10 protein-coding genes are annotated in these 15,610 nt (G+C 63.8%); 8 read left to right on the top strand and 2 right to left on the bottom strand.

Going from position 1 to position 15,610, the window contains the following annotated elements:
• Positions 1 to 10: 10 nt before the first annotated feature.
• Together AC3WN8_RS25045 and AC3WN8_RS25040 are read left to right on the top strand one after the other, a co-directional pair.
• Positions 11 to 2,683, top strand: coding sequence for a TonB-dependent receptor (locus tag AC3WN8_RS25045; RefSeq protein ID WP_492672229.1), 2,673 nt, complete (start codon positions 11 to 13; stop codon positions 2,681 to 2,683).
• 52 nt (positions 2,684 to 2,735) lie between these two features.
• Complete coding sequence (locus AC3WN8_RS25040) at positions 2,736 to 4,079, top strand: MFS transporter (RefSeq protein WP_492672228.1); 1,344 nt, start codon at positions 2,736 to 2,738, stop codon at positions 4,077 to 4,079.
• Positions 4,080 to 4,101: 22 nt separating this feature from the next.
• On the opposite strand, the gene AC3WN8_RS25035 is transcribed toward AC3WN8_RS25040, so the two are convergent.
• Together AC3WN8_RS25035 and AC3WN8_RS25030 are read right to left on the bottom strand one after the other, a co-directional pair.
• Entirely contained in the window at positions 4,102 to 4,836 is a 735-nt protein-coding gene (locus tag AC3WN8_RS25035) for a FadR/GntR family transcriptional regulator (protein ID WP_492672227.1), read from the bottom strand.
• A gap of 98 nt (positions 4,837 to 4,934) precedes the next feature.
• On the bottom strand, positions 4,935 to 6,080 hold the full coding sequence (locus tag AC3WN8_RS25030; RefSeq protein ID WP_492672226.1) for an L-lactate dehydrogenase: 1,146 nt from the start codon (positions 6,078 to 6,080) through the stop codon (positions 4,935 to 4,937).
• A gap of 101 nt (positions 6,081 to 6,181) precedes the next feature.
• Between AC3WN8_RS25030 and AC3WN8_RS25025 the strand changes: the two genes are divergently transcribed.
• The 6 genes from AC3WN8_RS25025 to AC3WN8_RS25000 all read left to right on the top strand — a co-directional run bounded on the left by AC3WN8_RS25025 (position 6,182) and on the right by AC3WN8_RS25000 (position 15,559).
• Positions 6,182 to 6,982 (top strand): SDR family NAD(P)-dependent oxidoreductase, encoded by an 801-nt coding sequence (locus AC3WN8_RS25025; protein ID WP_492672225.1) that lies wholly within the window; start codon positions 6,182 to 6,184, stop codon positions 6,980 to 6,982.
• Positions 6,983 to 7,018: 36 nt separating this feature from the next.
• Complete coding sequence (locus AC3WN8_RS25020; protein ID WP_492672224.1) at positions 7,019 to 7,855, top strand: fumarylacetoacetate hydrolase family protein; 837 nt, start codon at positions 7,019 to 7,021, stop codon at positions 7,853 to 7,855.
• A 96-nt stretch (positions 7,856 to 7,951) separates the two neighbouring features.
• On the top strand, positions 7,952 to 8,908 hold the full coding sequence (locus AC3WN8_RS25015) for a C-terminal binding protein (RefSeq protein ID WP_492672223.1): 957 nt from the start codon (positions 7,952 to 7,954) through the stop codon (positions 8,906 to 8,908).
• Positions 8,909 to 9,431: 523 nt separating this feature from the next.
• The gene (locus AC3WN8_RS25010; RefSeq protein ID WP_492672222.1) at positions 9,432 to 11,954 is read left to right on the top strand and encodes a heavy metal translocating P-type ATPase; all 2,523 of its coding nucleotides are present in this window, start codon (positions 9,432 to 9,434) and stop codon (positions 11,952 to 11,954) included.
• Positions 11,951 to 12,424 carry a Cu(I)-responsive transcriptional regulator gene (gene cueR / locus AC3WN8_RS25005; RefSeq protein ID WP_492672221.1) on the top strand — a complete coding sequence of 158 codons (474 nt, stop codon included), beginning with the start codon at positions 11,951 to 11,953 and terminating at the stop codon, positions 12,422 to 12,424. Before AC3WN8_RS25010 ends, cueR begins: the two co-directional genes overlap by 4 nt.
• A gap of 444 nt (positions 12,425 to 12,868) precedes the next feature.
• Positions 12,869 to 15,559, top strand: coding sequence for a TonB-dependent receptor domain-containing protein (locus tag AC3WN8_RS25000; protein ID WP_492672220.1), 2,691 nt, complete (start codon positions 12,869 to 12,871; stop codon positions 15,557 to 15,559).
• The last annotated feature ends 51 nt before the right edge of the window (positions 15,560 to 15,610 follow it).

Below are 15,610 nucleotides of genomic sequence, written 5' to 3'. Positions count from 1 at the left end.
AGGAGGAAAGATGTCGCGCAAAGCATTGTTCGTTTCCGTGTCCGCTATCGCCATGACGGCGCTGGCCGGTGTGCCGAGCGCCCATGCGCAGGCACCGGCCCAGCAAGGTGTTTCCGCCGAGGCATCCGATGACGCCGCGGAAAACCAGGACATCATCGTCACCGGCGTCTTCAACGCGACCTCGATCGAGCGCGCGCCCATCTCCATCACCGCCGTTACCGAAGACGTGCTGAAGCGCCAGGCGCCGATCAGTTCGGCCGATGCGCTGAAGAGCGTACCCGGCGTCTTCGTCAATTCCTCGCTCGGCGAGATCCGCAACATCGTCTTCTCGCGCGGCGTCTCCGCCCGGTCGCTGGAAGCCGCGGGCGGTTATTTCTACGTGTCGCTGCAGGAGGACGGTCTTCCCGTCGAACCGATGACGACGACCAATTTCGGCCCCGATTATTTCAGCCGGCTGGATATCCTGACGAGCCGCGTCGAAGCGCTGCGTGGCGGCACGGCGGTCGTGACCGGCGCCAACGCGCCGGGCGGCATCTTCAACTATATCTCCAAGACCGGAAAGTCGGCGCCGGGCACCATGTTCCAGCTCAAGCTCGGGCTCGAAGGCGACGGCAAATCGCCGCTTTACCGCCTGGACGCCTATACCGGCGGCCGGATCGGCGAAAGCGACCTCTATTATACGATCGGCGGCTTCTATCGCGAGAGCGATGGCGCGCGCTATCCGGGTTACAAGCTCAACAAGGGTGGGCAGGTTCGCGGCAGTCTGTTGTGGGATTATGACGGCGGATCGCTCACCATTCGCGGCAAATATCTCAACGATCATAATGGCTGGTTCGAGACGCTGCCGGCGCGCAATTTCAAGGACCCCAAGATCCTGGCGCCCTATACCAATTTGTCGTCGGTCCTGCCGCCGGCCTCTCCGCACGCCTATCCCGATTTCGGAACGGGCAAGCAGCGGACCTGGGACGGATCGAACCTCGTCAACGAAAAGACGATCGCCTTCGACGTGGACTGGCGCCACGAGCTGAGCGACACCATCACGATCCAGAACAAGTTCCGTTTTTCGCGCAACAAGGCGCATTGGAACACCGTCGCCGTCAACTTTGCCACGCCGCTGACCGACGCCGATAGCGGCATCCGCACGATTCAGAGCACGGCAGGCATCGACGGCACCTATACATATCGCATGCCGGATGGGTCGGTCGCCGCTGTGGTCTCACAGGTCGGCGCGACGCGGACCCTCATCACCAACAATCTGCCGAGCCAGAATATCCTGACCGGGGGTGTCATGGCCGGCCTGGCCTATCAACCCGACATGCGTTCCGAGAGCTTTCAGGATCAGCTCACTCTGACGGGCGATTTCGGGCGGCATCACCTGGCGATCGGCGCCTATTTCAACAAGTCGAACCTCGACGTGCGCTTCTCGGGCGCCGGCGGCGGCGTGATGACGCTCACGCCGCGCCCGGTGATGCTCAGCACCACGCTGACGCGGCCCGACGGCACCATCTATCAGGTGACCGATTCCTCGGGCTGGGCCGGAATCGGCCAGGGCCTCGCCATCCGCCAGAACGGCACCGAGGTGACCAACATCTCGGTCTATGGCGGCGACACCTGGGAAGTGACCGATCGGCTCACCATCGATGCCGGCGTCCGCTACGAGAACTTGAACTATGATTCCTATTTCTATCTGCCGGTGGCCTTTACCGGCAACAAGCTGACCACGGGCGGCCGCGACGGCAACCCTCTGACGCTGTACGACAACGCCACCACCGGCCGCGGCGCACGCATGCCGTTCACGCGCAAATATGATTATTTCGCCTATTCCGGCTCGGTCGCTTACAAGTTCAGCGACAGTTTCCAGGCCTATGTCCGCTACACCAGCGGCCAGAAGGCTCCCGATTTCGGCATCCTGTCCGGCATCACCACGGCCGCCGCGATCCAGACGATCTTCCCATCGGCGGAAAAGATCCAGCAGATCGAGATGGGGCTGAAATATCGCAATGACGGCATCTTCATCCAGGTCTTCCCCTTCTGGAGCAAGAATTCGGACATCGCCGACAACCAGACCTTCACCTACAAGGCCGGGACGCCCAATGCCGGCGTGAACTATTCGCCTCCGCCGGTTTTCGGCCAGGTCGAGACCTATGGCATCGAGATTTCCGGCGACTTCGACGTCTCGCCCAAGCTGAACCTGCATGCGGACCTGACGCTCCAGAATCCCAAGTCGAGCGGGTTCAGCACCTATACGCAGGGGCCGAAGGGAGACGGGACCGACGATATCGTCAGCACGGTGCCCAAGGGGACGGCAGACAACAATCCGAAGATCATCGCCCGTGCCACCGCTACATATCGGCCGGTCGAGGCGGTATCGCTGTTCGCGACCTATTCCTATCTCGGCAAGCGTGCCGCCAATCGCCGCGACGCCTGGTACCTGCCGGGCTTCAGCACCGTCGATGCCGGCCTCGCCTGGGACGTCACCGACAATTTCAGCCTGCAGGCCAATGTCACCAACGTGCTCAACACTGTCGGCATCATGGGCTGGGCGAAGAGCGGCAGCCTGCTGACCGCGCTCGATCGGCAAACGCTGACGCCGCAGCAGGTGGCGGCCGATCCGAACCAGCTCTTCTCGGTCCTGCCGAACCAGCCCCGGGCCTTTTACATGACGGTCTCGCTGAAGCTCTGATAGGTCTTCGCGAACGAGCAACGGATGACGGTGGCGGGAAGGCGGGCGACGAATGGATGATGTGAGCCCGCCTGTACAGCAAACGCGAGGCCTGTTTTCGGGCTGGGCCCTCGTCGCCATCCTGATGCTCTTCTATTTCCTGTCGTTCGTCGATCGCGCGCTGATTTCGCTGATGGTCGAGCCGATCCAGCACGACCTGAAATTCACCGACATGCAGATGGGCCTGTTGCTCGGCCCCGCCTTCGGCATCTTCTACGCTGCGGCGGGCATTCCGCTCGGCCGATTGATGGACCGTTATTCAAAGCGCTGGTTGTGCATGGCGGTGGTGTCCTTCTGGGGACTGTCGACCGCCATTTCCGGCATGGCGAGCAGTTTTGCCATATTCTTCGCCAGCCGCCTCGGCCTTGGCGCGGGTGAGGCGGGGCTGTCGCCCGCGGCCTATTCACTGATCGCCGAACAGGTGCCGCGCAAAAGGCTGGCGACCGCTTATTCCTTCTACACGGTCGGCGCCTTCGCGGGCGGCGGGCTGGCGATCGTCGGCGGCGGATGGGTCGTCCACGCGCTCTCAGCATCGGGCAGCGTCACCATTCCCCTGCTCGGCCAGTTCCATCCATGGCAGCTCACCTTCCTGCTGGTCGGTGGATTGACCATATTGGCCGCCCCGCTGGCCCTGTTATTGCGTGAGAATGTGCGCCCGGCATCGCCGGAAACACCATCGGACGGCGAAGCCTCGGTCGCACCCGGCCTTATGGCGCTGATCCGGACCGATCCGCTCTTCTATCTCGGCTATCCGTTCGCGTTCGGATCGGTGAATGTGATCGTGACGGCCTTCCACGTCTGGACGCCGGCCTATTTGGGACGCACCTATGGCTGGCCCATCGAAACGGTGGGCCTCGCTTATGGTACGACGCAGGGCATCGCCGGCGTGATCGGCCTGCTCGGCATGGGCTGGCTGGTGGAGCGGCTGTACAATCGCGGCATGGTCGATGCCCATGCGAAGGTTCCGGCCCTGGCCTTGTGCTTCTCGATCCCCGCGATGATCGTGGGGATCCTGTCGCATAGCCCGACGGCATTCCTGCTCGCCTCGGTCATTTTCTGGGGCGCAACCTATACCTATGCGGGCTATGCGCCGGCCGCGCTGCAGCTCGGCACGCCGGCGGCGTTCCGCGCCAGCGTTGGCGCGGTCTATGTCACCTTCCTGTCGGTGATGGGGCTGTTCATCGGACCGACCATGGTCAGCTGGTTCACCGAAGTCGTTCTTCAGGACAAGGCGAAGATCGGCCTGTCGCTGGTGTTCGTGATGGTCGTATGGACGCCGATCGCGCTCACCGCACTGATGGTGGTCGCCAGAAAACTGCGCGCACGGCATGCGCTGGCGCAGGAAGCCGGGGCGTAACAGGCCGCTCCCGTCGACCCGATCAAAGCTTCGATTGGCGGCGGGGTGAGTCGCGCTTTTCCTCGGTGACGCGGGCCACCGTGCCCTTCGAATAGTCGATCAGCTTGCGCATGGCGTTCCGGGCTTCAGTTCCGTTCCGGTCGACGATCGCATCCAGGATCGTCTTGTGCATCGCCAGCGAATGCTCGACGCCGTCGGGATTGTCGGCACCGATCCGAAAGCTGATGATCAGCGCCGATTCCACGACCCGGCCGAGGGAAGCGAACAGATCGTTGTTGCAGGCCTCGATGATCGCGCGATGGAACGCCAGGTCGGATTCGATACTGTCATGGCTGCGCCCCGCGGCTGCCATGGCGTCGAACGCCTCACCCATCTTGCGAAAATCGTGCAGCTTGGCACGTGACGCCGCGAGAAAGGCCGCGGTCGGTTCGACCATGTGCCTGAGTTCGTACAATTGATCGAGGACGTCATTGCGATCGTCGGTGCCCAGTCGCCATTCGAGGATGTCCGGATCGAGGAAATTCCAATTCTCTCGCGGCAGTACGAAGGTGCCGGCCTTCGGCCTGGCATCGACCAGGCCCTTCGCCGCCAGCACCCGCAGTGCCTCCCGCAACACGGTACGGCTCACGCCGAGCCGGGCGCAGCATTCTTCCTGCCCCGGCAGCGTCGATCCAGGCGCGAACTCTCCGGACACGATGGCATGGCCAAGGTCCTGGATCACTCGACCGTGCAGTCCTTTGCCCTCGACGGATTTCATTGGCTGTTCGCTCGCATGTTGACATATGAATCCAGGATTATGCGGCACACTAATATGCGCGCCCGTAAACGTCCATGTCGGCCCCCGGGCGGATATCGTCACTCGGCGAGAGCGCCGCGGTCCAGGTCCGTTATCCGGGTGACGCCGGTCAGACTCAGGGCGACACGCAGTTCCGCCTCGAACAGCGACAGCATATGCCGCACCGCAGCCCCGCCCCCGGCCCCGAGCGCATAGGCCCAGGCCCGGCCAAGCAGGACACAATCGGCACCGAGGCAGAGCATACGGGCGACATCCAGCCCGGAGCGGACGCCGCCATCGGCGAAAATCGTCAATTTCCCCTCGATCGCGCGCACGATCGCGGGGAGCGCTTCGGCAGTCGACGGAACGCCGTCGAGTTGGCGACCGCCATGATTGGAGACGACGATCCCGTCGGCACCGAGCGCGGCCGCGGCGCGAGCATCTTCCGCGTCGAGAATGCCCTTGATGACGAGCGGGCCTGACCAAGCGCCGCGAATATGTTCGAGATCGCGCCAGGTGACGCCGGGATCGAAATTGCTTCGCATCCAGCCCAGAAAATCGTCGAGGCCGCTCTTCCTGCCCAGCAACCCGGCTACGTTGCCCAGGCTATGCGGCCTTCCCCTCAGCCCGACGTCGAGCGCCCAGTCCGGCCGGAGCAGCGCCTGGCCAAGACGCCGCGCCGCGCCGCGCAGGCCCGGCGTGCCCGCCAATCCGGAGCGATAGTCGCGATAGCGAGACCCCGGCAAAGGCATGTCGACCGTGAAGATCAGCGTAGAACAGCCACGATCCCGCGCATCCTCCAGCAGCGTGTTCACGAAGCCGCGATCGCGCATCATGTAGAGCTGGAACCAGAAGGGCTGGCCGGCGATCTCCGCAACCTCCCCCAGCGAACAGGCCGAGACGGTTGAGAGGCAAAAGGGGATGCCGGCACTTTCCGCCGCCGCAACGGCCTGACGTTCGCCGCGCCGGGCCAGAAGCCCCGCCAGTCCGATCGGGCCGAGCGCGACCGGCATCGCCTGCCGCCGCCCGAAAATCTCGACGCCGAGATCCACGTCGGACACGTCACGCAGGACGCGCTGCCGCAGAGCGACCCGTTGGAGATCGGCGCGATTCCGCTGCAGCGTGACCTCGTCATAAGACCCGCCATCGACATATTCGAACAGGAAACGGGGCAGCCTGCGCTGCGCCAGGTCGCGATAATCGGACGCCGAAGCCGCCATTTTCATGCCATCCAGCCCTTGTTAAGTCTTCAATTACATGCTTGACACGGGCCATGTAATCATACTTATTGCTATCAACAATGACGAATTAATAGAATGAGAGATGGATGTTGACCCAAACCTCCTCCCACCCCGATGCCGCGGACCGCACCCCTTCGAATCATTATGATTTCGAAGGGCGGGTCGCCGTCGTCACCGGCGGCGGACAGGGCATCGGATTCGGCGTCGCGGAACGTATTGTCGCGGGCGGTGGCGCGGTCGCGCTGTGGGACTGGGACAGCGATGTCCTGGAAAGTGCGGGCGAACGCATCGACCCAAACGCGGCCGTGCTGCGCCAGCGTGTGGACGTGAGCGATCTCGCCGCCGTCGAAGCGGCCACGCGCGCGGTGATCGATCGCTTCGGCCGGATCGACATCCTCATCAACAACGCTGCGCTGGTCGGGCCGAACGTGCCGACCTGGGAATATCCGCCCGAAGCCTTTCGTGACGTCATCAATGTCGGCCTGACCGGCGCGTTCTATTGCTGCCGCGCGATCGTGCCGCATATGATCGAGACGGGCTATGGCCGGATCGTCAACGTCAGTTCGATCGCCGGCAAGGAAGGCAATCCGAACGCAGTGGCATACAGTTCCGCAAAGGCGGGCCTGCTGGCGCTCACCAAGTCGCTCGGCAAGGAACTGGCCGTGCACGACATCTCGGTGAATGCGGTCACCCCGGCCTTTGCCAAAACATCGCTTTCGATGACGCAATCGCCGCAACACATCGAATACATCCTCTCGAAAATCCCGCGTGGGCGCATGCTCGAGATCGCGGAAGCGACGTCGATGATCTGCTGGCTGGCGACCGAGGAGAATTCCTTCACCACGGCGGCGGTGTTCGATCTATCGGGCGGCCGCGCGACATATTGAAACCGGTTCGCCGGCAGCATCATCAAAGGGGTAGCTATGCGCATTGTCAGGTTCGGTCCCGCAGGGTCGGAACGATATGGATTGGTGGACGATACGGACGTCGTCCGCGACGCCTCGTCAGTCGTTGGCGAGGAAGCGGATTTCGAGCGCGTGCTCGATCGCCTGGGCCAGGCGAACGTCGCCGACCTGCCCACCGTGCCGGAGGGCGAACGGCTCGGCTGCCCGGTCGCGCGTGTGGGCAAGGTCGTCTGCGCCGGGCTCAACTATTCGGACCATGCCGCCGAGACCAACATGCCGGTCCCGTCCGAGCCGGTGCTTTTCATGAAGGCGAACACATCGGTCTGTGGGCCGAAAGACGATATCCGTATCCCACCCGATGCCGACAAGGTCGATTGGGAAGTCGAGCTCGGCGTCGTGATCGGCAAGCGGACGACGCGGGTGAGCGAGGCAGACGCGCTGGACCATGTCGCGGGCTATGCCGTCGTCCATGACGTATCGGAGCGCGCCTTCCAGCTCGAAGGCACCGGGCAATGGCTGAAGGGCAAGAGCCTGGACAGCTTCTGCCCGGTCGGACCCTGGCTCGCCACGCGCGACGAAGTCGGCGACCCGCAGGATCTCGCGATGTTCCTCGAGGTCAACGGCAAGCGGATGCAGGACGGTTCGACCCGGACCATGGTGTTCGGCGTCGCCTTTCTGGTCTCTTACATCAGCCGCTTCATGACTCTCGAGCCGGGCGACATCATCGCGACGGGCACGCCGCCGGGCGTAGGCATGGGCCAACGCCCGCCAGTCTATCTGAAGCCGGGCGATCGCGTCTCGCTGGGGATCCAGGGGCTCGGCGTGCAGCGCCAGACGGTGCGCCTGATCGACTGAAATCGCGCCCCGGGGACACCAGTGCCCGCCGACTCCTGTTCAAATCAAAGACGCACTGCCCAGGCAGGCGCCACCGCACACTCGCGAGGACTGACCATGAAGATCACCGTAACCGATGCGACCTTTCCCGCGCTGGCGCAGGAACGCGCGGTCGCGCAGGAATTCGGCGCCGAATTCGTGGAAGCGAAATGCGCCAGCGCCGACGATGTGACGGCGGCAGCCGACGGCACGGACATATTGATCGTCCAGTTCGCGCAGGTGACGGCGGAGGCAATCGCGAAACTGGCGCCGGGTTCGCTCATCGTCCGCTACGGCATCGGGCTCGACAATATCGATTTGGCGGCCGCACAGGCGCGCGGGGTCAAGGTCGCCTATGTACCCGACTATGCCACCGGGGAAGTGGCAGACCATACGGTATCGCTCATCCTCGCGACGCTGCGCTGCCTGCTGCCGCTCGATCAATCCGTGAGGGACGGAAAATGGGATGCGGTCGGGGTCGCCGGCGCGCTACAAAGCTTCGCGGACACGACCGTCGGCTTCATCGGCTTCGGCCGGATCGGCCAGGGAGTGCTTGCGCGGCTGAAGCCCTTCGGCTTCCAGAGCATCGTCGCCGATCCCTATGCCGATCCCGCGGTGCTCGCGGAACTCGGCGCGGATGCCGTCGAGCTCGACACGCTGTTCGATCGCGCCGACGTGATCACGCTGCACTGTCCGCTCACGCCGGAAACGCGGCATGTGGTGAATGCCGAAAGGCTGGCCGACAAACCGGGCCGCGCGGCGCTGGTCAACACGGCGCGTGGCGGTCTTGTCGACCCCGACGCCCTTGCCGGTGCGTTGGAATCCGGGCTGTTGCGCGGCGCGGCACTCGACGTGTTCGAAGCTGAGCCGCTGCCACTCGATTCCCCCCTGCGCACCTGCCCCAACCTCATCCTCACCCCCCATGCCGCCTGGTATTCGACCAGCGCGATCGAGCGCCTGCAGGCGCTCGCCGCCGATGAAGTCAAGCGGCACCTTATGGGCGCGCCAATGCGGCGCCCGGCCATAACCGGCTGATTCCGGACAAGGCGGAACGGTCGTGACCAAGGTCCGGACTCATTATTCATGAGGCCGTGATAGTTTCAGATCGGGATAGCCTCCAGGAGGAGTGTACAGAGACGTGCAAGCGGCATCTTGATCGTCTTGGCGATCCCGAACTCGCGGGTGAGCCGATCTTCGGCCTTCTCCCAGAATTGCCCCGATCGGCGAGGCGTTTGTCGGAAACGATGATCAGCAGATCAAAGCCAGACCGATAGCCCTTGGCGCATGATCGGCGGATAGCTCGGGATTGATCCGGACGCCCTTCGCGCCGGAGGAGAAATAACGGTCGGCGAGATGATGCAGTGATCGCCGCATCGCGGCCGCTTTCCGCCATCGCGTGAAACCGATCGATCTACTGCGCCGCCCCGCGCTCAGACCACTCCCGCCATGCGACAGATCAAGCTGGCAAACGGTCTGCGCCCCTCGGCCCACGCCCCCTTGACCTTCCCATGATGGGAAGCCCTATTTCATGTGCGATGACATTCGGGAGTCCAGTTTCATGGCGTCGCAAGCAATGCTGAAAACCACAGCGAAAGCGTCCGAAGGCGGCAGCGCCGCCTTTCATATCTTGGGGATGACCTGTGCATCCTGCGTCGGCCGGGTCGAACGCGCGATCCGCGCCGTGCCAGGTGTGCGCTCCGCCATCGTCAACCTGGCGACCGAGCGCGCCGACGTGACCTTTCTCGACACGCCCGATCCGCTCGCGGTGGCGCGCGCGATCCAGGATGCGGGCTATGCGACCGAAACCGGGGAAGCCTCGCTGGCGATCGAGGGGATGAGCTGCGCCTCGTGTGTCGGGCGGGTGGAAAGCGCACTGAAGAGCGTGCCAGGCGTGCGCGACGCCTCGGCCAATTTCGCAACGGGCAGGGCCGTGGTCCATTATGTCGGCGGCACGGCGGTAAGCGATCTGGAGGCCGCCGTCCGCCAGGCGGGCTACGACGCGCGCGGCATCGAACGGAGCAACGACGCGGATCGCGACGCCGAAAGACGCGACGGCGAAATCCGGAGCCTGTGGCGTGCCTTTCTGATCGCGGCCTTGCTGACTCTTCCGGTCTTCGTGATCGAAATGGGTTCGCATCTCTATCCGCCGCTGCACCTGCTGGTGATGGAAAGCATCGGCATGGACATGAGCTGGCGTATCCAGTTCCTTCTCACCACTTTGGTGCTGTTCGGCCCCGGACTGCGCTTCTACCGTAAGGGCGTACCCGCGCTGTTCCGCGCCGCGCCCGACATGAACGCGCTCGTCGTGCTCGGCACCGCCGCGGCCTGGGGCTATTCGGTGGTCGCCACTTTCATCCCCGAAATCCTGCCCGACGGCACCGCGAACGTCTATTATGAGGCCGCCGCGGTGATCGTCACGCTCATCCTGCTCGGCCGCCTTCTCGAAGCGCGGGCAAAGGGGCGCACCAGCGATGCCATCCGGCGGCTGGTCCAGCTCGGCGCCAAGGTCGCGCGCGTGATCCGCAACGGCGAGACGATCGAGCTTCCGATCGATGCCGTCATCGTCGGGGATCGCGTGCTGGTGCGCCCCGGTGAAAAGATACCCGTCGATGGCGACGTGATCGAGGGCACTTCCTTCGTCGACGAATCGATGGTGACCGGCGAATCCGTTCCCGTCGAAAAGGCGCCCGGCGCACAGGTGGTGGGCGGGACGATCAACGGGAACGGCGCGCTGACGGTTTCGGCAACGCGTGTCGGCGCCGACACGATTCTCGCGCAGATCGTGCGGATGGTCGAACGGGCACAGGCGTCGAAACTGCCGATCCAGGCGCTGGTCGACAAGGTCACCGCATGGTTCGTGCCCGCAGTGATCCTGGCCGCACTCGCGACCTTCCTGGTCTGGCTGATTTTCGGGCCGGAACCCGCGCTCGGGCTGGCGCTGGTCAACGCGGTCGCCGTGCTGATCGTCGCCTGCCCCTGTGCGATGGGCCTCGCCACGCCGACATCGATCATGGTCGGCACCGGCCGCGCCGCCGAACTGGGCGTGCTGTTCCGCAAGGGCGAAGCGCTCCAGACATTGCGGGATGCCCAGGTGATCGCGCTCGACAAGACCGGAACGCTCACCAATGGCCGCCCCGAACTGACCGATCTCGTCACCGCGCCGGGTTTCACGCGCGACGCGGTGCTCGCCGCCGTCGCGGCCGTCGAAGCTTTCTCCGAACACCCAATCGCAGACGCGATCGTCGCGGCGGCGCGCAAGGCGGACCTGAAGCCGGTGCAAGCCTCCGATTTCATGGCACTGCCGGGCTTCGGCGCCGAAGCCCGCGTCGACGGACAGAGCGTGCTCGTCGGCGCAGACCGTTTGATGACGCAGCGGAACATCGATGTCACCCCCTTCGCCCTTGAGGCAAAGCGCCTTGGCGACGAAGGCAAGACACCACTTTACGCCGCGATCGACGGCGCACTCGCGGCGATCATCGCAGTCGCCGACGCGGTCAAGGACACGACGCCGGAGGCAATCGCCGCGCTGCACGCGCAGGACCTGGAGGTCGTGATGATCACCGGCGACAATCAGCGCACGGCGCAGGCGATCGCGAACCGGCTCGGTATCGACCGCGTGGTGGCCGAGGTGCTGCCCGAGGGCAAGGTCGATGCGCTCCAGCGCCTGCGCGCGGATGGGCGCAGCATCGCCTTTGTCGGCGACGGCATCAACGACGCGCCGGCGCTGGCCGAGGCCGATGTCGGGCTTGCGATCGGCACGGGAACCGATGTGGCGATCGAAAGCGCGGACGTCGTGCTGATGTCGGGCGACCTGCGCGGCGTCGCCACCGCGATCGCGATCAGCAAGGCCACGATCCGCAACATCCGGCAGAATCTGTTCTGGGCATTCGCCTATAATGTCAGCCTGATTCCGGTCGCTGCGGGTGTGCTGTATCCGCTGAGCGGGACGCTGCTGTCGCCGATGTTCGCGGCGGGCGCCATGGCATTGTCGAGTGTGTTCGTGCTCGGCAACGCCTTGCGCCTGCGGGCGTTTCGCGTTCCAGTACAGCCCGGATCGAGCGGCGGCAGGAGCAAGGCATGAACATCGGCATGGCCGCGGCGGCATCGGGCGTCTCGACGAAGATGATCCGCTATTATGAATCGATCGGGCTGATCCCGGCGGCACTGCGCACCGATTCGGGCTATCGCGACTATTCGGAGAAGGACGTCCATGCGCTCCGCTTCGTCGCACGCGCGCGAACGCTCGGCTTTTCGGTCGAGCAAATGGCCGATCTTCTAGCATTGTGGCGCGATCGCGGGCGCGCGAGTGCCGATGTCAAACGCATCGCGCTGGAGCATGCGGCAGAGCTGGATCGCAAGGCGCGCCAGCTCAACGAGATGCGGCGCACGCTCATCCAGCTCGCGGAAAACTGCCATGGCGACAACCGGCCCGACTGCCCGATCATCGACGAGCTTGCCGAGGACGCCGCGGTCGGCGCCGAACGATCGTCGACGGGCTCGCGTTTCGGCGCCCTCGGGATCAAGGCCTCCCGGCCCCGAAAATTGTCGTGACGGTGGGTCGGTTGAGCGGCTGACCACGCCATGTGGAGAGCGGTTCGCGCAAGACTGACGCCATGCCGGCGATCGAGCGCCCGGGGGCTATTGGAAGCGGATCGGGCCGAAACTCTGCGAGCGGGTGACCCACGCGCGATGGCGGTCCCTATGATCGTGTCGAATTTCATGTGGCAGATGGGCAACAGAATTTATCTTTCGCTGCCCTGCCTTATGTCGCAAGCCGTCCGGTACACCGGAAAATGCTGCGGATTCAGCACAGAAGGAGAAATGACACAGTTCATTCTCTAAAATGACAAAAATGTCTCATTTGGGATTGCATTCTCACCCAAGGCAAGATCAAATCCCCTTCGGGTAGCAAAAGAGAATCGGGCCAACGATCCGGGACTAGGGACGCCCGGATCGAATGGTCTGCACCCGAAACCAAGGAAGGGGCAGGAAATCATGAAATACAATCAGACATTTTTGTATGTCGGCGCGGCGCTGTGTGCACTGGTCGGCTCCATGCCGGCGATGGCACAGGACACGGAGACGGGTGCGCGGGCGGGAACCGGCAGCGACATCATCGTCACCGGCTCACGCATTCAGCGCGGCGGCTTCGATCTGCCGACGCCGACCACCATCATCGGTGAGGCGGAACTTCGCCTGGGCGACCGGCCGAGCATCGCGCAGGCACTGAACGACATTCCGCAGTTCCGCCCGACCCAAACGCCGGCGACGACGACCGGCAACACCAATTCGGGCGCCTCCACGGCCGATTTGCGCGGCCTGTTGCCGGTACGCACGCTGACACTGCTCAACGGGATACGTTTCACCGGCAGCAACGATCTCAACGTCATTCCTCAGAACATCGTCAAGCGCGTCGACATCGTCACCGGCGGCGCCTCTGCCGCCTGGGGTTCGGGCGCGGTCGCAGGTGTCGTCAACATCATCCTCGATGACGATCTGACCGGCTTGAAGGCCGGCTTCAACACCGGCATCTCGTCGCGCGGCGACGGCCTCCGCTATGGTGGGGACCTGGCCTGGGGCACCGATTTCGCGGACGGGCGCGGCCATTTCATGGTCTCCGGCGAATATCAGAAGGACAGGGGTGCGTTCGACCGCGCATCGCGGCCGGCGTTGGCGGCTGGCGTGTTCCAGCGCTCCAACAACGAGCGGGTCCTGGTCGATGATCTGAATTTCACCATTCTCAATCGCGGCGGCTCGATCCTGAATCTGGTTGCCGCGCCCTATAACCTGGTGTTCAATCCGGACGGGTCGATCGGTCCACTGCCGCTGGGCAGCGAGAGTTTCGGTCAGCTGACCAGCGGCGGCAAAGGCCAGCACGTCTATGACTATCTCTCGGTCAGCGCGCCTTACGAGCGGATCAACGGTTTCGTGCGCGGCAGCTATGAATTCAGCCCTGCGCTGAAGGTCTGGGCGCATGCCAGCTTCAACCAGATGAAGGCCGATTTCGGCTTCTTCCCGGACACGCCCGTCGCGGTGATCATGCCGGACAATGCCTTCCTGACCCAGACGGCCAAGAACCAGCTTGCCGCAGCCGGCATCGCCGGTCCGTTCCTGCTGGGCCGCATCCTTGACGATAACGGCCCGGACAAGATCCTCAACTACAGCTACACCCGCCGCAACATCGAGGCTGCGGCCGGCCTGGAAGGCTCGTTCGGTGGCAGCTGGAAATACGACGTCTATTACAACCACGGCGAACTGCGGAACAACCAGACGCTGGGCAACCAACGGATCACCGCCAACTTCAACAGGGCGGTCGATTCGGTCTTGGTGAACGGTGTGCCGACCTGCCGGGTGAACGCCGATGCGAGCACCACCAACAATGATCCGGCCTGCGTACCGATCAACATTCTGGGCAACGGTAACATCACCGATGCCGCGCGCGCCTATTCGTTCGCCGACGGTGGATCCATCTCGACGACAAAGCTCGATACCGCCGGCTTCAGTGTCAGCGGTCAGCCCTTCTCGCTCTGGGCGGGGCCGATCGACGTCGCGGTCGGCGGCGATTTCCGCTGGGAGAAGTTCGTCACCAACCGTGTCGATCCGCTCTCGCTTGCGCGGGCGCTGGTTCCGCTGAGCTTCGCGCCGACGAATGGCGGCTTCAACGTCAAGGAGTTCTTCGGCGAAATCAATCTTCCGCTGCTCAATGCCGAGGGTGTGGCCAAGCTCGAGCTAAACGGTGCGGCGCGCTATTCGGACTACAGCAACAGCGGCGGCATTTGGACCTGGAAGGGCGGCGCGACACTGCGTCTGGTCGATGACATCCTGTTGCGTGCGGTCTATTCGCGCGACATCCGTTCGCCCAGTATCGCCGAACTCTTCACCGGACGCGCGACAAACATCGCGCCGGTCACTGATCCATATCGAAAAGGCCAGCCAGGCGAACAAGTCGCGGCGGTGACGAGCTTCACCGGAGGCAATCCAAACCTCAATCCGGAAACCTCGAACACGCTGACCCTGGGTGGCTCCTATTCGCCCCGCTTCGCGCCCGGCCTTCGCTTCTCGGTCGACTATTACAAAATCGACATCAAGGGCGTGATTATCACGCCGACGAACCAACAGGTCGTGGACCGTTGCAAGGCAGAATTGCCGAACGACGATCTGTGCGGCGGCGTACTGACGCGCGGTCCGGACGGCTTCATCGCGACGCTCAACCGCACCTTCACGAACCTGGCGCAGTACAAGACCGATGGTCTGGACATGGAACTCGCCTATCGTACCTCGCTGGGCAAGGGTGCGCTCAACCTGCGTTTGCTGGCCACCCATGTGTTCTCGCTGAACCTGGCCGGTCAGGAAATCGCCGGCGTGGTCGGCGGCGACACGTCGTTCTCGACACCGAAATGGCGCGTCACCGGCATGGTTGGCTATGAGGACGATACGATCGGTATTGATGGACGTTTCCGCTATGTTGGCGGCGGCGTTTATACCCGCCCCGAGATTATTGGCGGAGACGTTGCGGCGCGCGCCTATGTCGATCTCGGTGCACGGTTCAAAGTCACAGACAAATATACCTTCTTCATGAATGTGAACAACGTGTTCGATCGCGATCCGCCCAAGGCGCAATATGTGAACCCGAACTATGACGTGATGGGGCGTTATTACTCCGCCGGTGTGAAGCTGAACTTCTGACCCGAACGAAGGGCGATGGTCTCGGTCGGTTTTCCGAGACCGTCGCCCCGC

This window comes from Sphingobium sp. FW305-3-2-15-F-TSA7 (assembly GCF_058787155.1).
This window is presented reverse-complemented; position numbering and strand designations above follow the sequence as displayed.